The following is a 19890-nucleotide window of genomic DNA, read 5'->3' on the forward strand; positions in this document are numbered from 1 at the left end:
GGTTACTGCTGGTACGTCAACTAGGTTGATACCTCCAAGCTCATCTTGTAAGCTTGCTTTTGTATCTTCACCATTTGCTGCACCGTCTGGCAATGCGTTGACCGCTGTGTTCGCTTCATTTTTCGCCTTAGTTACTGCGTCATTCAAGGCGTTCAATTCTGCGACTTCACTTGGGTTGACCACGCCATCTCTTTCGATTTCTTCTTTCTTAGCTTGCGCAGTTTGAACAGCTTGCTTCGCCTCTTCAACTTTCGCTTTCGCCTGATTAAATTTCTTAGTGACTTCTATTTGTTCTCTTTCAGAAATTTTAGATTCTAATTCATTAAGTTTGTTTGTTGCTTTGTTAACTTCTGTTTGTGATGCCTTGTTATTATTAAAAGTAATTTCAGCTTGTTGTTTTGCTTTATCATATTCTGATTTCAGATTTGGATCTAATTCTTCTAGTTTGTTATAAAATTCACTGTTAGTTGTTTTTCTTGTTTTCTCAATTGCTTGTTGCAATGCATCTTTATTTACTTTTAATTCAACTGTTTCAGATTTATCTACAGTTACACTGTTATGCTCATCCCACTGAACAGTTACCGTTCCGTCTGCTGCAACCGTTACTTTACTTAAATCTAATTCTGGGTTGTTTGCTTTCAAATTATCTTTAACTTGTTCTTTTTGTTCCCTAGACAATCCATCTAAGTTAGAAAGTTCAACCTTTTGAGTAGGAGGTGCTACTGGTAGATTAAGCTCAGATAAGTTCGGTAAACTATTAGTCAATCCTTGGCGTTTCTGGTTAAAAGATTGTCCGTCTTGATAAACATCATCAAATTCAGGAATCTGAGAAATCAAATTTTTAGCTTCTTGGATAGAAGCTTTTAATGATTCATACTGATTAATTAGTTCGTTATGATTATTTATCCTATTTTGTTTTTTTGCTTTTTCAATTTTTTCTTGTAACTCTGAGTGCTTACGTTTAATTTCATTTACTTTATTTTCAGCATTTTTTACATCAGTTTCATCAATAATACTATTATCGTTCCGGTCATTAACATCATATCCTGGTAAAGCATCTATTCGTCCTTTTAATCCATTATATTGATGATTTCCAACTCTTCCTTGTAAGTCTTCTAGTAATTCATCTTTTTTTGTAGTTCTTTGTTTATTATTTTTATAAAAATTCGGAAGGTTAGAAAGCAACTCAAGAGTACTTGAATAATGAGAGTCAATATCTTTTTTAATTTTATCTAATTTCCTATGTGTATCTGGATTAATAATTTTTTTATCAGTTTCTGGATCTTCTTTTAAATTATTATATATATTACTAAAATTCTTAATTTTTTCTCTAAGTTCTGTTATTTTTGATTGCCCTTTAAGTTCTACTACTTTATTGTATATACTTAATAAATGTTCTTGTTCATTTTTATACTGAATAAATGAATGTTGTAATAAATGATCTTTTCCACCTCCAGGCCACATTTGTGGTTTGATAGTATCATTATAATAATAACTAGATAACTGATCATCGCTATCTAACATATTTTTTAAATTAAAGGTAAATTCAACTGCTTTTCCTAAATTGCCATTAGGTGTTGTAGATCCTTTGTCATATCCATAATCTCTCTTGTATATATACTGAACATAACCATTGTTTAAATTTTTTGTTACTAATCGTCCTTTAGTCCCAGCAGTATCCCTATATGTTACACTATTTATCTTATCTGCTAATTTTTTATTAACTTGAACAGTATAAATGTCGTACCCATATTCTCTATTATTCCAATCAGCAGGATTTTCTTTTTTAAGTTCCATTGTAACTTGATGAGAATTTGTCTTACCTTGTGATATATTTATGTTACCAAGATCAGGTGATAGTTCGTGGCGAGTTTGTTTATTTGTACTATCTGTACCATCAACGATAAGGTGTTCATTAGTTCCTTGACGATTTTTAATGAACTGTTGTACCTTCTTTATGATCTCATTTAATTTCGAAATATCACCTGATCTCACAGATAATTTTTGTTTTAATTGGTTTTCAGCTCCACGACTAAGATGAGATGTTTGACCTGATCGTAAAAATGTTTCCCATTTACGAGCGTCAGCACGATCGTTTCGTAAGTCTGGATCACCATTATTTGCAAATCTTCTTAACGCACCTCGCTTGAAAATAACAGTTTCTTCTTCTGTCAAGTACTTCTTGTTTTTCAAATCATCTAAATAATCAAAAATATGCATAAATGTATCATCACGATTAAATTGACGATTCAAATCAACATTCCCTGTGTTTCGACGGGTACGTCTTTTTCCAGTCTGTTCTTCTTGCTTGTTATCCAAGTTCTCTACACCAGCTGCTAGGACATTTTCTTCGTGGTGATTTTGGTTAGTTTTAATGTCTGGTTGTGTGCCGAGTGCTTTTTGAAGTGCTTGTTTAATGGTCATTTGACCGGCTTCAATTTTAGCGATTTCTTCTTGGTTGAAGAAGTGACGTACTTGATCTAAGGTGTATTCAACTTCTGGTTTTGAAGTATCTTGTTGTACGTCAACTTGAGGTTGCTGTGGAGTTGCCGGTGTTGTTTGTTCGATTGTGTTATCAGCTTCTTGCTCTTTTTCATCTTGTTTTTCAGGTGCTTTATCCCCTCGAATTTCTGCGGAGATCGCATCGAGTTCTTCAATAGAAGTAGCTTCATTAATCTTATTCAAGAGAGCCAAGTAGTCATCCCAGATCACGATTTCAGACTTGCCTAGTTCATCTTTTACTGCTTTACGCTTTTTCTCCAATTCTTCTGATTGTTTTTCATCAGATACTTGCGTGTCTTGTGGCTTCTGTTCTTGTTCTTCTTCAGAGAGTTGATTATTTTTTTCAGTTTCTTCAACTTGTTCAGCAACGGCTTCATTAATCTGATTTCCAATGTTAACTAATTCAGATACAGAGGTTGCTTGATCAATTTGTGCCTTGAATTGATCACGATTATGCTGTAAATTAGAGTTCACTAAATAAGCATTCACTTCTTGTCGTTTAGCTTCTAAGACGTGATCGATCTCAGGCTCTTGTTGTTCAGATTGAGGTGTAATATCTTGGTTGACCGGTTCATCATGTTCAATGACGGTACCCGCTTCTGCTTGGGCACTGACTTGTTCAGTCGCGCCAAACATCAACCCAATTCCAATCGAAACAGACGCAACACCGATTGAAAGCTTTTTCAAGGTGTAGCGTTTAAACTTATTCGCGCCCATCTCCATAAGTAACTTCTTATTATTCTTACCTACCATTTTGTTCCTCCTAATTAGCTATTAACAACAACCGCCTATATATTCAAATCAAAAAGCCGATAACCTCTGCATCGGCGCTTATATTTAAACATACCTAGCGTCATTCCATCATAGTATCTAGAACACACAACTAATCAACATGCTATCGCATGTATTGTTACGTGCATCACTTACATAAATAGTTTTTTTATGAGTCTATCTACCCCTTCATAATAGCATAAAATGAGAATTATGTATATCTATTGAAAGTAAATGTTTATATTTTCTTAATAAAGTCATATTTTGTTAACTTATTGTATAAAAAATCCCCCTTGAATTTTTAACTTATTATAAGCTAAGAATCCAAGGAGGAGAGTTGCCATTTTCTTTAAGAATTCGGCAAATTTAGTTATTTTTAATTACTTGTTGTTCAAGTTGTAGAAAGCATCTTTTCCTTCGTAGACAGCTGTGTCAAGTAATGCTTCTTCGATGCGGAGTAATTGGTTGTACTTCGCGATACGGTCCGTACGTGAAGCAGAACCTGTCTTGATTTGGCCAGCGTTTGTTGCAACTGCGATATCAGCAATTGTGGTATCTTCAGTTTCGCCTGAACGGTGAGAGACAACAGCTGTGTAGCCAGCACGTTTTGCCATTTCGATTGCGTTGAATGTTTCAGTCAACGTACCGATTTGGTTCACTTTAATCAAGATTGAGTTACCGACACCTTTTTCGATACCTTTTGCTAAGATTTCAGTGTTGGTTACGAATAAGTCATCTCCGACTAATTGAACGCGGTCACCAAGACGTTCAGTAAGCAACTTCCATCCGTCCCAGTCGTTTTCGTCCATACCATCTTCAATAGAGATGATTGGGTATTTTTCAACAAGTTCTTCCAAGTAGTCCACTTGCTCTTCACTTGTACGTTTAGGTGCATCAGCTGACTCGAACTTAGAGTAGTCGTAGACACCATCTTCGTAGAATTCACTTGACGCACAGTCGAAGCCTAAGAAGACATCTTCACCTGGAGTTAAGCCAGCTTTTTTAATAGCTTCTAGAATCGTTTCAACACCATCTTCAGTTCCGTTGAACTTCGGTGCAAATCCACCTTCGTCACCTACTGATGTTTCAAGGCCACGTTCGCTCAAGATTGATTTCAATGCGTGGAAGATTTCTGCTCCCCAACGTAGCGCTTCTTTAAAGGTTGGAGCACCTGTTGGTAAGATCATGAACTCTTGGAACGCAATTGGAGCACTTGAGTGTGATCCACCGTTAATAATGTTCAACATTGGAGTTGGGATTGTTTTCGCTCCGAACCCACCCAAGTAACGGTATAATGGTAGGTCTAGGTAGTTCGCTGCGGCACGAGCGACTGCCATAGAGACACCAAGAATAGCGTTCGCACCAAGTTTTCCTTTGTTTGGTGTACCGTCTAATTCGATTAACATTTGGTCGACGCCTAATTGATCGCGGACATCGTATCCCAGTAATTCATCAACAATTTTTGTATTAACGTTCTCAACAGCTTGAAGAACTCCTTTGCCGTTGTAACGGTTCTTGTCGCCGTCACGTAATTCAACTGCTTCGTGTTCACCGGTTGAAGCACCTGAAGGAACGAGTGCTCGTCCAAAGGCACCTGATTCGGTAACTACATCAACTTCAACAGTTGGGTTACCACGTGAGTCTAGAACTTCGCGTGCAATAATATCTGTAATAAATGGCATGAAATAAATCTCTCCTTTAATTGTTTTAGAGTATCGGTGGGGTTGAAGCATCTGCCTCAATCCACCACTCAATCTCTCTAGTTCTATTGTACTAATTTTTTACTTGATTTACAAAGATAAGCCTGTCTTAATGTTTAATCAGGGATTCTCCGGTCATCTCTTCAGGTTGATCGACCCCTAATAATTCAAGCATGGTTGGTGCTACATCGGCTAGTTTCCCATCTTCACGTAGTTCCAATCCTTTTTTCGTTACAATAACTGGAACGGGAACGGTTGTGTGCGCTGTATGTGGTTGACCATCTGGCGTCATTTCTGTATCCGCATTTCCATGATCAGCGAAAATAATCGCATAACCATCTTTTTCTAAGATCGCATCAACCACACGGCCTAAGTTCACATCGACCGCTTCACAAGCTTTAATAGTCGGTTCAAGTTTACCTGAGTGCCCGACCATATCTGGGTTAGCAAAGTTCAGAATAATCGCATCGTGCTTATCTGCCTTAATATCCGTTACTAACGAATCGGCCACTTCATATGCGCTCATTTCTGGTTTTAGGTCGTAAGTTTCAACTTTTGGTGATGGAATAAGTGTTCGACTTTCGCCGTCATATTCATCATTGGTACCACCGTTCATGAAGAAAGTCACGTGTGGATATTTCTCAGTTTCAGCAATACGAAGTTGTGTTAAGTTATTCTTCGCTAACACTTCACCTAAAACATTTTTAATCTCAAGTGGCTTAAACATGACATCAGCATTCATCTCAGCTGTGTACTGTGTCATTGTCGTCAATTTGACATTTTGTGGCTTCTGACGTAAATCGAACTCAGCAAAATCTGACTCAGACAGTGCTCGTGATAGTTGAATGGCACGGTCAGGTCGGAAGTTGAAGAATAAGACAGCATCATTATCGGCTAAGGTTGCTATTGGTTGGCCCTCTTCATCAATAACAATAGGCTCAATGAACTCATCCATAACTTCTTTATTGTAACTGTGCTGGATTCCGGCTACTGGATTTTCTACGTGATGCCCTTCACCGAATCGAATAGCATTGTAAGCTTTCTGCACACGTTCCCAACGATTATCACGGTCCATCGCATAGAAGCGTCCAGTAATAGTCGCTAGTTTCCCAGCCCCGATCTCAGCAAGTGACGTATTTAATTCTTGGATGAAGTCAGCCGCTGAGTCTGGTGCTACATCACGACCATCCGTGAAAGCATGAATATAAATCTTCTCAATGCCTTGTTCATGCGCTTGTTTAACTAAGGCATTCAAGTGGCGTTGGTGGGAGTGAACCCCACCATCTGAGACAAGTCCTATTAAGTGTAGTGCTGAATCGTTGCGCTGCACATGCTCTAACGTATCTTGGAAAGCTTGGTTGGTTTCCAATTCGCCTTCTTCGATCGCTTTATCAATACGTGTAATACTCTGATAAACGACACGGCCGGCTCCAATATTGGTATGACCAACTTCTGAATTCCCCATTTGTCCTTCTGGTAGACCAACTGCTAGTCCACTTGCCTGCATTGTTGCGTGAGGGAAGGTTTCCCAGTAACGGTCAAAATTGGGTTTATGCGCTTGAGCGACGGCATTAGCTTCACGCTCTTCACGCCAGCCAAAACCGTCTAATATAATAATTGCTACAGGTCCTTTACTCATTATTTAACCGCCTCGAATAATGCTAGGAATGAATCAGCTTCTAAACTTGCACCACCAACGAGTGCTCCATCAATATCTGATTGAGCTAAGAATTCTGCAATGTTATTTGGCTTCACACTACCGCCGTATTGGATGCGAATAGCATCTGCTGCCTCTTGACCGAACTCTTCAGCAACTGTTTGACGGACTTCTTTAATGGTATCATTAGCATCTTCAGCAGTTGCCGTTTTACCTGTACCAATTGCCCAAAGTGGCTCATATGCTAACACAGCATCTGCTACTTGATCAGCTGTTAGGCCAGCAAGAGCTGCTTTTACTTGGTCAGCAACAACAGCTTGTGTTTCTCCTGCTTCTTTTTGTTCAAGGGTTTCACCTACACAGACGATTGGGTTCATTCCGTGAGCGACAACAGCTTTTACCTTTTTGTTAACATCTTCATCGGTTTCACCGAAGATTTCACGACGCTCAGAGTGACCTAAGATAACATACTCAAGGCCTAATGCTTCTAAGGCAGCTGGTGAAGTTTCACCTGTGAAAGCTCCTTCGTCTTCGAAGTGACTATTTTGAGCAGCTACTTGCAATTCTGATCCTTTCGCCGCTTCTTTAACTGCTGTAAGTTGTAAAGTAGAAGCACCGATTGCTGCATCAACAACATCGCGTGAAGGTAATTTATCTTTCACCTCATTGATGAATTGAACGGCTTCTTCGACTGTCTTGTGCATTTTCCAGTTTCCGGCAATAAATGGTTTACGTGACATACAATCATTCCTTTCTTCATTCATTAGTTCTATTTCATTAGAGGAAGCTAGGGCTTCTGTTTGAAACCCCAATCTCCTTAACTATATTTTTATTTGTCGCTAATAGCAGCAAGCCCTGGTAGTTCGTCTCCTTCAAGGTAAGTTAAGCTTGCGCCACCACCTGTTGAAATGTGACTAAAGTCCTCAGCAAAGCCAAGTGATTCAGCTGCTGTTGCCGAGTCTCCTCCACCAATAATCGTTATTGCATCTAATTCAGCTAAAATCTCACATAATTGGCTTGTTCCTTTAGCAAAGTTTTCCATTTCGAAGACACCCATTGGACCATTCCAGACAACCGTTTTAGCTCCTTCAAGTTCTGCCTTGAATCGCTCGATTGTTTTTGGACCAATATCCATTCCCATGTACCCTTCAGGAATATCTTCATCGAACAATTTAGTTTCGGCATCATTTTTGAATTCAGTAGCTGCGACTGAATCGACTGGCAAGACTAATTTGTCCCCAGCACGATCCATTAAGTCTTTCGCTAAGTCGATTTTATCTTCTTCTAGGAGTGAATTACCAATATCGTGTCCTTTTGCTTTCAAGAAAGTGTAAGTCATACCACCACCGACTAATACTTTGTCCGCTTTTTCGAGTAAGTTCTCGATAACACCAATCTTGTCAGACACTTTTGCTCCACCTAGAATTGCTACGAATGGCTGTTCTGGTTCATCAACAGCTCCACCGATAAATTCAATTTCTTTTTCGATAAGGAAGCCGACAGCTGATTCAACATTTGAGGCAATACCTACATTCGAAGCATGCGCACGGTGAGCCGTTCCGAATGCATCGTTAACGAATACATCACCTAAGCTTGCCCAGTACTTCCCTAGTTCTTCATCATTTTTGCTTTCTTTTTTGCCTGGAACATCTTCGAAGCGTGTATTCTCGAACATCAAGACTTGTCCTGGTTCCAGTTCATCGATAGCTGCTTCTAAAGCTGGTCCTCTTGTTTCGTTAATGAACGTAACCTCTTGATCTAAGAGCTCACCTAAGCGTTTGGCAACAGGTGCCATTGATAATTTGTTTTTATCCGCTTCTTCTTTCACACGTCCTAAGTGAGAGAAGACAATTAATTTCCCTCCCTCATCTAAGATGTGCTTAATAGTTGGTAGTGCTGCTTGAATACGGTTATCATTTGTAATTTCACCGTCTTTTAACGGGACATTAAAGTCTGCTCGCATCAACACTTTTTTGTTCTTTAATTGTAGATCTTTTACTGTTTGTTTATTCATTCTTTATCACATTCCTTTCATTGGTATGTATGTTAGAAGGTGCTACCCTTCTAACAAATAAACGGGGAAGCGCGTCGACACTTCCCCGCTTACTATAACTAAGCATTAAATTGTGTGATTAAATTTTTTATACAGTTGCAAGACGTTCTAGTGTACGAACCATGTTTCCAGTAAATCCGTACTCATTGTCGTACCAAGCAACAACTTTAACAACTTGACCATTTTCTCCGTCGATAACTTTTGTTTGAGTTGCGTCGAAGACTGATCCAGCAGGGTTACCAATAATGTCTGAAGAAACAATTTCATCAGTATTGTATTCGAATGAAGGACGTTGCGCAGCTTTCATTGCTTCGTTTACTTCTTCTTCTGTTACTGTTTTGTTTAATGTTGCGTATACTTCAGTCATTGAACCAGTAATTGTTGGTACACGAACAGCAGTACCGTCAATTCTACCTTTAATTTCTGGAATAACTTCACCTACAGCGATTGCAGCACCTGTTGATGCAGGAATTGCGTTAGCTGCTCCAGCACGGTTCTTACGTCCACCTGGTGCGTCTTGTAATGCTTGAGTAGCAGTGTACGCGTGGATAGTTGACATAAGCGCACCGTTCAAGCCAAATTCATCATTAAGAACTTTTGCCATTGGAGCTAAACAGTTTGTTGTACATGATGCAGCTGATACGATCTTGTCATCAGCTTCGATAACGTCATCGTTAACACCAAATACGACCATTTTAGTTACGTCATCTTTCGCTGGTGCAGAGATTAGAACTTTTTTCGCGCCAGCTTCTAGGTGAGCACTTGCTTTTTCGTTAGTGTTGAAGATACCTGTACATTCTAATACAACATCAACATCTAAGTCGCCCCATGGTAAGTCAGCAGGGTTTTTCTCAGAGTAAGCTTTTACTTCTTTACCATCAACTAAAAGTGCGTCTGACTTCACTTCAACATCGTATGGGAAGCGACCTTGTGCTGTATCATACTTCAATAGGTAGCCTAAGTCATCAATATCAGTTAAGTCATTAATTGCAACTACTTCTAATTCATTGCTTGACTCTAAGATACGACGAAGTGCTAAACGACCAATACGACCAAAACCATTAATTGCTATTTTTTTTGACATAAAATGATTTCCTCCTTAGAAAATCTGTTGTTTTTTATTTTAAAGGGAATATTCCCCATTTAAAATCACTTGTGCTGCTGCTTGATCCGTCACGAGTTGTGTATGCGGCGGAGCAGTTTTCATATAGGCTTGAATGGCTTGAGCTTTATTAGCACCACCAGCGACCGCCAAGAGATTCGGGATCTCTGACAATTGTTCGGCTGATAGACCAATGCGTGCTACCTTGTGTACAACCTTGCCATCTTGGTCAAGAAACTCACCAAATGCCTCGGCAACAGCACCATGCTCTTCAAGCTTATCTAAATCTTGCTGCTTCAGTTTGAAGCGGTTGGCCATTTCCATGGCCCTACCAATACTAAATATAACAAGAATTGCTTCAGAAAGAAAGCGTAACGTCTTCTTAATTTCTGGTTCTTCTAAAAGCAAGGAATGTGTTTCTGCGCTCACGTGCTCAGGAGCGTTTAATGTCCGACTCTTCGCTCCGGTCAACTCAGCCATACGCGCTGCGATCTGATTCGGCTGAATATCGGGGCTGTCACTCGCTCCTCCACGAGCAGGAACGAACAGTACATTACTGGCATCAACTAAGCGACTCTCGAATGCATTCGCGACCGAACGCATGGTTGTACCGCCCATGACACCGATTGTTTGAGATTGATTGTCTAACAACTTCTCCACCAGTTTAACAACTGAATCAGCTAGTTGTTCTTTGGCATCTGCCTTCTCATCATCTCGGCACACAATCGTACACGATTGAATACCTAGCATTTCTGCTAAAGCAGTTTCCTGACGTTGGATCGTTGTTTGTCGTTCTAATAATTGAGCAAGAGCTTGCATCGTTGATTGCCCACGATCGGACAAACGCATCCCAGTCGTATCTGCACGAATTAACTTCTCATCACGCAATCTATCAACTTCTGATCGAAGTGTGCGCTCAGTCAAGTTAAGCTTTTGTGCAAGAGCACGTCTACCGATAGGACTGGATCGATGTATTTCTCCTAAGATTTCCAACCGTCGCATTAGGACGTCGATTGTCCCAGGAGCAACTCTCTCAATTAACGACAACATGCAATCATCTCTCCTCCTCACTTCACAACCTATTATATCATACCTAGGACAGATGTCAACCCACAACATTCCATCCGGGTCTTTTATTGACCAGCGAATAAAGACATATCGGTGTAAAGTAAGAATTCTTATAGTAACGGCTTAATTGCCGCCCGTACATCATCAAATCGAATGGTTTCGACAAATGTTTTTTTGCCGACTAAAATCGTTGGCACGAATTCAATCTCATCTGTACGATGATCAACCCCTTCGATATTCTCATTAGGTTGCACCCCTAACTCCTCTTTCACATAACGACGCAATTCATCCAGATTATATTCGCCCCAGATAGCCTGTTCTGTGTAAATTTTTTCAAATATCGGCCGATAATCAATTGTCTCATCACTTGGAAGAAGATATTGTAACTGATTACCCACTTCCAAGAAGGGTTTTTCCTTATGAATGGGTTTGATGATGTGGCGAAGTTTACCAGATTTAATCAATGGCATCAAGTAATCCTTCAATTCATTCCAGGAATCTTTACAATCTGGGCACCGAAGATTAACATATTCAACCAATTGAATCGGTGCATCCACAGAACCTATCTGCCAACTCGGTAACTGATTTGTGTAAGTCATAATTTTTTCTCCTTCTATAATAAATAATAGTAACTACGGTGCAAAACCGTAAAACAATACAATATGAATGGCGTATAAGATAAGTAAAGCCACGATACTTAATGTACCTACTCCAATATTCATCAACAACTTTACCCCAGTTGACTCTTGGCGAGCTGTCGCTATTGTCTTCATCACCGAAAAAGCTATACTGGCAATGAATGGACCCCAAATCACTAATCCTGATGTTGAAATAATCAAATAAGAGACTTGAATGAGTGTCTCATTAGGCCACTGTTGACGAAAAGGTAGATAGGTCAGACCGACAAGGGTAATAATAAAGATGAATTGAATACCGATATTATAATAAACAATTTTGCGCGGAAGATACTTCAAGTAATAGAGCACCCCGCTTGTTGTTAGTAGCGTTATGAGCATCATTAAGATATTTTGTGGAAAGCCATACATCTTCCTACCACCTCTCTTCACAAGTGTCAGCCGATTACCTATATTTTATCGCACTTCTAGATTATTCTCACGAAAAACCCCTTACACCAGATACATTTTCGTGTTTTTATCGTTCATACCTAAATCCATGCCTAAATCTCTTCGATGACTTATAACGCTTTGATTTCCATCACAACATCACGTAATTGTGCGGCTTTTTCAAATTCTAAGTTTTTAGCCGCTTGTTTCATTTCAAATTCCATCGTTTCGATCATCTCACGGCGTTCTGCTTGCGATAAGTTTTTGATTTTCTCTTCGGTCAGTCCTTCACCGTCTTCATTATCAACTTTAGCAATACTGATTAAGTCAGGGACGGCTTTCTTGATTGTTTTTGGTGTAATATTGTGTTCTTCATTAAAGGCTTGTTGGATTTCACGGCGACGTTCCGTCTCATCAATTGTGGTCTGCATCGAGTCTGTCATATTATCGGCATACATAATAACACGACCATTCTCATTCCGCGCAGCTCGACCCACCGTCTGAATTAAGGCACGCGTACTACGCAAGAAGCCTTCCTTATCTGCATCTAAGATGGCTACTAACGAAACTTCTGGTACATCTAACCCTTCTCTGAGTAGGTTAATTCCAATCAACACGTCGAACTCGCCCCGGCGCAAGTCACGAATAATTTCCGTTCTCTCCAACGTCTTAATATCAGAATGTAGATAGCGCACTTTAATACCGACTTCTTTTAAATAATCCGTGAGATCCTCCGACATTTTTTTCGTTAATGTTGTAATAAAGACCCGTTCATTTTTGTCAATCCGCTTATGAATTTCATCAATTAAATCATCAATTTGGCCTTTAATTGGTCGTACTTCAATAATTGGATCCAGCAAGCCAGTTGGTCGGATAATTTGTTCAACCACTTGACTGGAGCGTTCAATTTCATACTGAGCCGGTGTTGCTGAGACGTATGTGATTTGCGGTACGCGTGCTTCGAACTCTTCCAATGTAAGCGGGCGGTTATCCAACGCACTCGGCAAGCGAAAACCATGTTCGATCAGCCGTTCTTTTCGCGCACGGTCCCCATTATACATCCCGCGAATTTGCGGCATGGTCATATGTGACTCATCAATAATAAAGAGCGAATCATCCGGGAAAAAATCTAGTAATGTGTATGGTGCTTCGCCCGGCTGACGCCCATCCAAATGTCGCGAATAGTTCTCAATCCCTGAGCAATAGCCCATTTCATGGAGCATCTCTAGGTCATATTCTGTCCGTTGCTCTAAGCGTTGAGCTTCCAGCAATTTATTCTCGTCACGTAGCTCAGATAATTGCTCTTTCAGTTCCTGATTAATAGAATTGATAGCTGACTGAGTCTGTTCATCACTGGAGACGAAGTGAGTCGCTGGGAAAACAGCCACGTGCTTAAGCGCATGTTGGACTTCACCTGTCACCACATCCACTTCACGAATACGATCAATTTCATCTCCAAAAAATTCTACGCGAATAGCTTCAGATCCACGCGAAACTAGGAAAATTTCCACTACATCACCGCGCACACGGAAGGTTCCCCGTTTGAAGTCAATATCATTACGCTGATACTGCATATCAACCAAGGTCTCTAGTAGTTCATCACGTCCAATCTCCGTCCCTTCTCGCAGTGACAGCACATGATTCTTATAATCAATCGGATTAACTAACCCATAGATACACGAGACCGATGCCACTACAATCGTATCTCGTCGTTCCAACAGTGAACTTGTCGCAGCATGGCGTAACTTATCAATCTCATCATTAACACTCGCATCTTTTTCGATGAATGTATCAGTTGATGGAACATACGCTTCCGGTTGATAATAATCGTAATAACTAACAAAATACTCTACCGCATTATTCGGAAAAAACTCCTTCAATTCTGTATATAACTGACCCGCCAGTGTTTTATTATGTGCAATAACGAGTGTCGGTTTACTGACTCGTTGAATCACATTACTCATTGTAAAAGTTTTCCCTGTCCCAGTCGCCCCCAACAAGACATGTTCCTTATCCCCAGCTTTAATTCCTTCAACAAGTTGATTAATTGCTTCTGGTTGATCTCCAGCTGGCTCATATTTTGATTTCAGATCAAAGACTGATTCCGTATCCATGATGTATCTCTCCCTATCCTGCATGATATCGTCATCTTATCATAGTTCTCCAACATTGAACAGACCTATATTGACAGACCTATATAACAAAAAAGCCCAAGCATTACATAACGTAACACTTCGGCTCAATTTAATATTATGCATTTAATTTTTTCGCTAAACGTGACTTGTCGCGTGCAGCTTTGTTTTCGTGAATGTGGTTTTGTGCCACTGCTTTATCAATTGCTTTGTAAGCATCATTCAACAATTGTTCTGCATTATTGTCACCTGCTTGAACAGCGTTGATGAATTTTTTCTTCGCATTTTTCAATGCTGTACGCTGACTCTTACCACGTGCTTCTTTTTTCGCATCTTGACGAATACGTTTCAAAGTTGATGCATTATTTGCCATAAATTAACACTCCCTTATTCTAATTTAACATTCAAAATATGAAAGGCCTCTAACCACCTTTCACTTGGAAAGTCTCCAACATTCTATAGTATACAAAACCTGAAGCAAAATTGCAACTCTATTTTAAGGTATTTCAACAGATTTTTCTAGAAATGTCTCGGATTGGACACTTCTGACTAATCTTCGATCTCTCGCTCATCATACTCCTGAACAAAACTAGAATGCCCAAGTGCTTCGAATTGTTTGGTAATAGAGAAGCCGTGCCCCATGACTTCAGAAGCACTTGTAACAACAACAAAGGCTTCGGGGTCATAACTTGTAATTAATTCTTTCATGTATGGAAATTCGCGCTCGGGAATGACACACATGAGCATTTCTTTATTACTATCATCCACACTACTTCGAATCTGAATATTAGTGACTCCACGTTCTAAGGAATTCATGAGCTCCCAGCGCACTTTCTCGGTTTCTTTGGTAATGATAAGTACATTCTTGTGTGTGTTGAAGCCCACTTGAACGAGATCGATCGCAAAGGCAACCACATAGAGGTTAATCACACCGTACATAATAACGTCCACTTCAAAGGTTAGGAAGGTCAGAAGCATAATTCCGCCATCAACAATCATTGAACTCGTTCCTAGCGATAAACCGGTGTATTTGTGTATTATTTGGGCTGGAACACTTGATCCTCCTGTTGATGCTTTTGCTCGGAAAATAATCCCTAAACCAATTCCACTAATAGCTCCGCCGATAATAGTTGCTAAAAATTGATCATGCGTCACAGGTGGCCAATGACTGATCATTCCAATAAAGAACGGTAAAATTATACTTCCTAAAACGGTCTTGTTTCCCGCTTCTTTTCCTAAAAAGAGATACGCTACAGCTAGCAACGGAATATTTAGCGCATACTGGACGATATAGGGGTCCCAACCAAAGAGATCTAAAGTAATAATTGACACCCCACTCGTTCCTCCAGAGACAATATTATTTGGTAACAAGAAGACCTGAAAAGCAACGGCAGTAATAAAAGCCCCTACTATAATATATAAGTAATCAATAATATCAAATTTGTATCGTTTTGCTAAGTTCAGCATATCATCATCCTTTCAATAGTACTTATTCTTCAAACTTTTGTCTATCTCACGTATAATAGAGTTATCTTAGAGAGGAAGACATTGTTCTATGTTAAATTCTAAATTATTTTTTATTATAAATCCCTATGCCACACGTGCGCATCATGCAGAGGCAAAAATCCGTCATACTTTAAATCGCTACTCGACAATTGATTATTCATTAGGTCATCTGCGGGATAATTGCTCCGTTGATACCCTGATTACAAGGTGGCTTCCTGAATTACGTCAGGGCGGTATCGTCGTAGCTGTCGGTGGAGACGGAACAATCAGCACAATTGTTAACCAATTAAAAAAATATAAATTAGATAATCCAGTAGGGGTCTTGCCCGCTGGATCGGGTAATGATTTTGCACGAAGTCATCAATTGCCACTAGGTGTTCAACCAGGTCTCAGTTATCTCATTCATCATAGTCAGCCAGCTGCCTTAGATTGTCTTCGCATCGAGTCTTCTACAGGAATTCACTATGCAATTAACAGCTGTGGCGTTGGTATTGATGGACGAGTTATTCACGAATTATCAGCACCTGATCCTACTAAATCATTCGGTCAACTTGCTTATCTTAAAAGTGGTATTGAAAGTCTCTTTCATCAACAAGCTTTCGATGTAGCAGTTACTGTAGATGGGCAAACATCCCCTATCGAACAGACCTTACTGCTTGTTATCGCTAATCACGGATCATTCGGTGGAGGCATTCCTATTTTACCCCAAGCTAACCCAACTGATGGTTTGATTGATATTTTATATACGTCTCGTCTACATGCCTTGGACCTTTTACAAGTTGTCCCACAACTCTTACTCGGAAAACATCTGAACCACTCCAAGGTCCACAGCTTACGTGGTCACACAATCGAGTTGACCATCAAGCAACCTGAATTTATGCAAGCTGACGGAGAACCTATGGGCGAAACGGAATGGCAATTAACTTGTCAGTTAACAAAACAGATGTATTTATTGTAGCATATTTTTAGTTAACATTATATATTATGGTAATAGGAATTAAGCATTACTCGGCGTCAATCCTTCCATCCCAATCATTGGGTCTATACGACCAGACTGAATGAGTTGTGGGGTGAGACGCCATTGTTCGGTTGTATCTTCAGGAGAATGCTCTGTAAGCGGCTGGTCCTCTGATTGCTCGATGGTAGATTGAATAGTCGCTACCTGTTCTGTATCAGTTAATAAGAACGGTTTTAGCGTTGTTTGACGCTGCAAATTATCAGTTGCAACACATTGTTCATATGCCTTGCGTTGCCCACACAGAATTAAAAACTGACTCGCTCGAGTGACCGCTGTGTATAACAAATCTTTGCGTAACATCCGATGAAAAGCCCCTACAAGAGGCAAGATAACCATCTTATATTCACTACCTTGTGCTTTATGAATCGAACAGCAGTAAGCCAATGTAATTTTAGTCCATTCACTTCTTGGATAGCTCACTTCATTCCCGTCAAAGTCAATCACAAGTTCATCCGTATTTAATTCCGATTCCTGCTTAGGAATAATCCCTACAATATAGCCAATATCCCCGTTAAAAATACCCAACTCTGCTTCATTCACTAAATGCAGTACTTTATCTCCGACCCGATAGACTTTATCGATAAAGGAGACCTCTTTTTGCTCTGGAGTTTTTGGATTAAAGATCGATTGCAAGGACTGATTCAACTTATCAATCCCCGCATCTCCTCGATACATAGGTGCCAGCACTTGTATATCTTCAACGCTATAACCTTTTGCAAGGGCTCGTTTAACCACTTTTTCGATCAATTGACGTGCATTATGTGGTCCACATGCTAAAAAACTACGATCATTTTTGGGATCGGTGAAGTCGACAGGCAATCTTCCTTGCTTAATGCTGTGAGCTAGTGGAATAATGGAAGATTCATCGCCTTGACGATAAATATCGATTAGCTCCACTTGTGGAACTTGGCCACTATCAATTAAATCACGTAAGACTTGTCCCGGACCGACAGATGGCAATTGATCCTTATCCCCTACTAAAATCACTTGCATGCCAGCTGGAATAGACTTAAATAACTGATTAGCTAACCATGTATCAACCATCGACATTTCATCAATAATAAGTAATTGCCCCTTAAGTTCAGCTGCTTCATAAGAGGACTCTCGCTCTTCACGATCAACCCCCAAACCTAACAACCGATGAATAGTAGAGGCCGGCAGTCCCGTAGCTTCAGCCATCTGTTTCGCCGCTCGACCAGTAGGAGCTGCCATCAGAATAGGAAAATGATCATCTGTATAATCATTAGGATCCAGAGAAAGATCATGCAACTGAGAAAAAATCGTCACAATTCCGTCTAGAACAGTTGTTTTCCCTGTTCCTGGACCTCCTGTTAGAATGAAGACTGACTCATTCAATGCTGTATGAATCGCTTGTCGTTGGGACTCACCATATTGAATCCCTAGCGAGGCTTGAACCTTCTCGATATGTTGACTAATGACCCGCTCACTGAAATTATTCTGTACAGGTTGACGCGACAATAAGTGTTCAATAGACTGAACAATTCCCCATTCTGCTGCAAATAAAGAAGGAACGTAGAAGCGCGCTTCATCAGCAATAATCGCTTGTGATTCCACGAGAGCTGCTAAGTTCTCTTCAACTAAATGTGGCTCAATAATATACGGACGACTGCTCTCCAGTGTATCTAATGTCTCTGTCAATAACTGCCCAGCCTCTAAATACGTATGACCACCACTTAAGCATTGATTATATAAGACAAAATAAATCGCCGCTTGAATCCGACTAGGTGCTTCTTCTGAAATCTCTAATTCACTGGCAATATGATCTGCCTTATTGAACCCGATTCCCTCAATATCAACTGCTAACTGATATGGATTTGTCTGAAGCTGCTCCAATGTCTCATCACGATACATCGCATAAATCTTATAGGCCAATTGATTAGCAATGCCATATTCATTCAACTTCAAGATGACTTGTTGCAAGCCACGCTCAGCAGTAATCACTTCAGCAATCGTATCACGCTTAGCCTGATTTAGCCGAGGCACTTGTTTTAACACCTCTTTGTCAGCTAAAATACGATCTAAACACTCTAATCCTAACGTGTCTACAATCCGTTCAGCTGTCACTTGGCCAATGCCTTTAAACCGTGAGCTTGATAAATACTGGACAATAGCTTCTTTCGAAGAAGGTTGTTGTACCTTATAACGATCAACTTTCAACTGAATCCCGTATTTAGGATGATCGACAAGCGTGCCATAAAATTCATATGATTGTCCCTCTTGAATTCGGCCAACATTCCCGACAACAACGATCTCATCATCATCGTAATCAAGATTCGTCTCCTCAATCCCTACTAACATCACTTTATAAAAATTCGAGGGATTCGAAAAAAAGATCGCTTTTACGTCTCCTTTAACATATAACTCCACGCTCCTCCTCCTTTCATCTCATCTTTATTGTAACAGACTTTACGCCTGATTCGCTACCTTTGACACTATTTTTCTTTTTTCACTAAATATGACTAATCGTTCAACTCTTTACGGCCAAAATAAAAAAGCCCTGCCTTTGCAAGGCTCCCCTTACTTTTATCGCTAATCTTCGCCGTCTTGATAGTATCTAGTAAAGTAGATTAAGCTTTGAAGTTCATTTGTTAAGTCGACGCTATGCACACGAACATTCTCAGGAACAGTTAGACGGCGTGGGGTAAAGTTCAAGATCCCTTGAATGCCCGCATCCACTAACTTATTTGTAATATCTTGTGCATATTCTCGAGGAACAGTTAAGATAGCAATTTTTAGTTGTTGATTTTTAATTTCTTGCGCTAAGTGCTTCACATCATAGACAGGCACACCACGTTGAATCGTATCAATAAGTGATTCATCCATATCAAATCCTGCACTAATGCGAATGTTATTAGTTTGCTGAAAGTTATAATTCAACAATGCTTGACCTAATTTACCTACCCCAACTAAAGCAACATTCGTCAGTTGTTCATGATTCAATTGCTTGCTGAAGAATTCCAACAAACTCTCCACATCATAGCCATAACCTCGCTTACCTAATGCTCCAAAGTAAGAAAAATCACGTCTGATCGTTGCACTATCAACTTTAATCGCCTCACTTAGTTCTGCTGAAGACACTCGCGTTTTTCCACTCTCCAATAAGTATCGCAAATAACGATGGTATAATGGTAGGCGTTTGGCCGTTGCCTTAGGAATTTTCTTATCTGACATTATTATCATCCTCTCATACTGTAATTTAAAATTTCACAATTATTGTATCTCCCTATCATTATAGCAATGTTCACAAAGATAATAAAGATGTTTTCTTATTATAATTATTTATAATGCTCAAAATT

General features: G+C 39.8%; 15 protein-coding genes. 1 reads left to right on the forward strand and 14 read right to left on the reverse strand.

Features of this window, described 5'->3' with window-relative positions; all coding sequences use genetic code 11:
• The 12 genes from HMPREF9703_RS00005 to HMPREF9703_RS00060 all read right to left on the reverse strand — a co-directional run.
• A partial coding sequence (locus HMPREF9703_RS00005; protein WP_004634485.1) for a GA-like domain-containing protein occupies positions 1 to 3255 on the reverse strand: 3255 nt, incomplete at its 3' end.
• A gap of 398 nt (positions 3256 to 3653) precedes the next feature.
• On the reverse strand, positions 3654 to 4955 hold the full coding sequence (gene eno / locus HMPREF9703_RS00010) for a phosphopyruvate hydratase (protein ID WP_004634487.1): 1302 nt from the start codon (positions 4953 to 4955) through the stop codon (positions 3654 to 3656).
• 127 nt (positions 4956 to 5082) lie between these two features.
• On the reverse strand, positions 5083 to 6612 hold the full coding sequence (gpmI, locus tag HMPREF9703_RS00015) for a 2,3-bisphosphoglycerate-independent phosphoglycerate mutase (RefSeq protein ID WP_004634488.1): 1530 nt from the start codon (positions 6610 to 6612) through the stop codon (positions 5083 to 5085).
• On the reverse strand, positions 6612 to 7370 hold the full coding sequence (gene tpiA / locus HMPREF9703_RS00020; RefSeq protein ID WP_004634490.1) for a triose-phosphate isomerase: 759 nt from the start codon (positions 7368 to 7370) through the stop codon (positions 6612 to 6614). Before tpiA ends, gpmI begins: the two co-directional genes overlap by 1 nt.
• 89 nt (positions 7371 to 7459) lie before the next feature.
• On the reverse strand, positions 7460 to 8644 hold the full coding sequence (locus HMPREF9703_RS00025) for a phosphoglycerate kinase (RefSeq protein ID WP_004634494.1): 1185 nt from the start codon (positions 8642 to 8644) through the stop codon (positions 7460 to 7462).
• A 127-nt stretch (positions 8645 to 8771) separates the two neighbouring features.
• Positions 8772 to 9767 (reverse strand): type I glyceraldehyde-3-phosphate dehydrogenase, encoded by a 996-nt coding sequence (gene gap / locus HMPREF9703_RS00030; RefSeq protein WP_004634496.1) that lies wholly within the window; start codon positions 9765 to 9767, stop codon positions 8772 to 8774.
• A gap of 39 nt (positions 9768 to 9806) precedes the next feature.
• A complete protein-coding gene (locus HMPREF9703_RS00035; protein WP_004634498.1) occupies positions 9807 to 10835 on the reverse strand; it encodes a sugar-binding transcriptional regulator in 1029 nt (342 codons plus the stop codon).
• 128 nt (positions 10836 to 10963) lie between these two features.
• Complete coding sequence (locus HMPREF9703_RS00040) at positions 10964 to 11452, reverse strand: thioredoxin domain-containing protein (protein WP_004634499.1); 489 nt, start codon at positions 11450 to 11452, stop codon at positions 10964 to 10966.
• 33 nt (positions 11453 to 11485) lie between these two features.
• On the reverse strand, positions 11486 to 11899 hold the full coding sequence (locus HMPREF9703_RS00045) for a hypothetical protein (RefSeq protein WP_004634500.1): 414 nt from the start codon (positions 11897 to 11899) through the stop codon (positions 11486 to 11488).
• Positions 11900 to 12048: 149 nt separating this feature from the next.
• On the reverse strand, positions 12049 to 14031 hold the full coding sequence (gene uvrB, locus HMPREF9703_RS00050; RefSeq protein ID WP_004634502.1) for an excinuclease ABC subunit UvrB: 1983 nt from the start codon (positions 14029 to 14031) through the stop codon (positions 12049 to 12051).
• A gap of 136 nt (positions 14032 to 14167) precedes the next feature.
• Positions 14168 to 14422, reverse strand: coding sequence for a 30S ribosomal protein S20 (gene rpsT / locus HMPREF9703_RS00055; protein WP_004634503.1), 255 nt, complete (start codon positions 14420 to 14422; stop codon positions 14168 to 14170).
• Between the two features lie 176 nt (positions 14423 to 14598).
• Positions 14599 to 15516: a YitT family protein gene (locus HMPREF9703_RS00060; RefSeq protein ID WP_004634504.1), complete on the reverse strand. Its 918-nt coding sequence runs from the start codon at positions 15514 to 15516 to the stop codon at positions 14599 to 14601.
• Positions 15517 to 15604: 88 nt separating this feature from the next.
• On the opposite strand from HMPREF9703_RS00060, the gene HMPREF9703_RS00065 reads away from it, so the two are divergent.
• Positions 15605 to 16513: a diacylglycerol/lipid kinase family protein gene (locus HMPREF9703_RS00065; RefSeq protein WP_004634506.1), complete on the forward strand. Its 909-nt coding sequence runs from the start codon at positions 15605 to 15607 to the stop codon at positions 16511 to 16513.
• 39 nt (positions 16514 to 16552) lie between these two features.
• On the opposite strand, the gene recD2 is transcribed toward HMPREF9703_RS00065, so the two are convergent.
• Both recD2 and HMPREF9703_RS00075 read right to left on the reverse strand, forming a co-directional pair.
• A complete protein-coding gene (gene recD2 / locus HMPREF9703_RS00070; RefSeq protein ID WP_004634507.1) occupies positions 16553 to 18961 on the reverse strand; it encodes an SF1B family DNA helicase RecD2 in 2409 nt (802 codons plus the stop codon).
• A gap of 162 nt (positions 18962 to 19123) precedes the next feature.
• A complete protein-coding gene (locus HMPREF9703_RS00075; RefSeq protein WP_004634509.1) occupies positions 19124 to 19765 on the reverse strand; it encodes a redox-sensing transcriptional repressor Rex in 642 nt (213 codons plus the stop codon).
• Positions 19766 to 19890 lie beyond the last annotated feature (125 nt).

The organism is Dolosigranulum pigrum ATCC 51524 (assembly GCF_000245815.1).
Classification (GTDB): domain Bacteria; phylum Bacillota; class Bacilli; order Lactobacillales; family Carnobacteriaceae_A; genus Dolosigranulum; species Dolosigranulum pigrum.

What these genes read in the sequence shown, in the direction of transcription:
- eno (WP_004634487.1), bottom strand. Translation starts at nt 4,955, where the DNA reads ATGCCATTTATTACAGATATTATTGCACGCGAAGTTCTAGACTCACGT.
- gpmI (WP_004634488.1), bottom strand. Translation starts at nt 6,612, where the DNA reads ATGAGTAAAGGACCTGTAGCAATTATTATATTAGACGGTTTTGGCTGG.
- tpiA (WP_004634490.1), bottom strand. Translation starts at nt 7,370, where the DNA reads ATGTCACGTAAACCATTTATTGCCGGAAACTGGAAAATGCACAAGACA.
- HMPREF9703_RS00025 (WP_004634494.1), bottom strand. Translation starts at nt 8,644, where the DNA reads ATGAATAAACAAACAGTAAAAGATCTACAATTAAAGAACAAAAAAGTG.
- gap (WP_004634496.1), bottom strand. Translation starts at nt 9,767, where the DNA reads ATGTCAAAAAAAATAGCAATTAATGGTTTTGGTCGTATTGGTCGTTTA.
- HMPREF9703_RS00035 (WP_004634498.1), bottom strand. Translation starts at nt 10,835, where the DNA reads ATGTTGTCGTTAATTGAGAGAGTTGCTCCTGGGACAATCGACGTCCTA.
- HMPREF9703_RS00040 (WP_004634499.1), bottom strand. Translation starts at nt 11,452, where the DNA reads ATGACTTACACAAATCAGTTACCGAGTTGGCAGATAGGTTCTGTGGAT.
- HMPREF9703_RS00045 (WP_004634500.1), bottom strand. Translation starts at nt 11,899, where the DNA reads ATGTATGGCTTTCCACAAAATATCTTAATGATGCTCATAACGCTACTA.
- uvrB (WP_004634502.1), bottom strand. Translation starts at nt 14,031, where the DNA reads ATGGATACGGAATCAGTCTTTGATCTGAAATCAAAATATGAGCCAGCT.
- rpsT (WP_004634503.1), bottom strand. Translation starts at nt 14,422, where the DNA reads ATGGCAAATAATGCATCAACTTTGAAACGTATTCGTCAAGATGCGAAA.
- HMPREF9703_RS00060 (WP_004634504.1), bottom strand. Translation starts at nt 15,516, where the DNA reads ATGCTGAACTTAGCAAAACGATACAAATTTGATATTATTGATTACTTA.
- HMPREF9703_RS00065 (WP_004634506.1), top strand. Translation starts at nt 15,605, where the DNA reads ATGTTAAATTCTAAATTATTTTTTATTATAAATCCCTATGCCACACGT.
- HMPREF9703_RS00075 (WP_004634509.1), bottom strand. Translation starts at nt 19,765, where the DNA reads ATGTCAGATAAGAAAATTCCTAAGGCAACGGCCAAACGCCTACCATTA.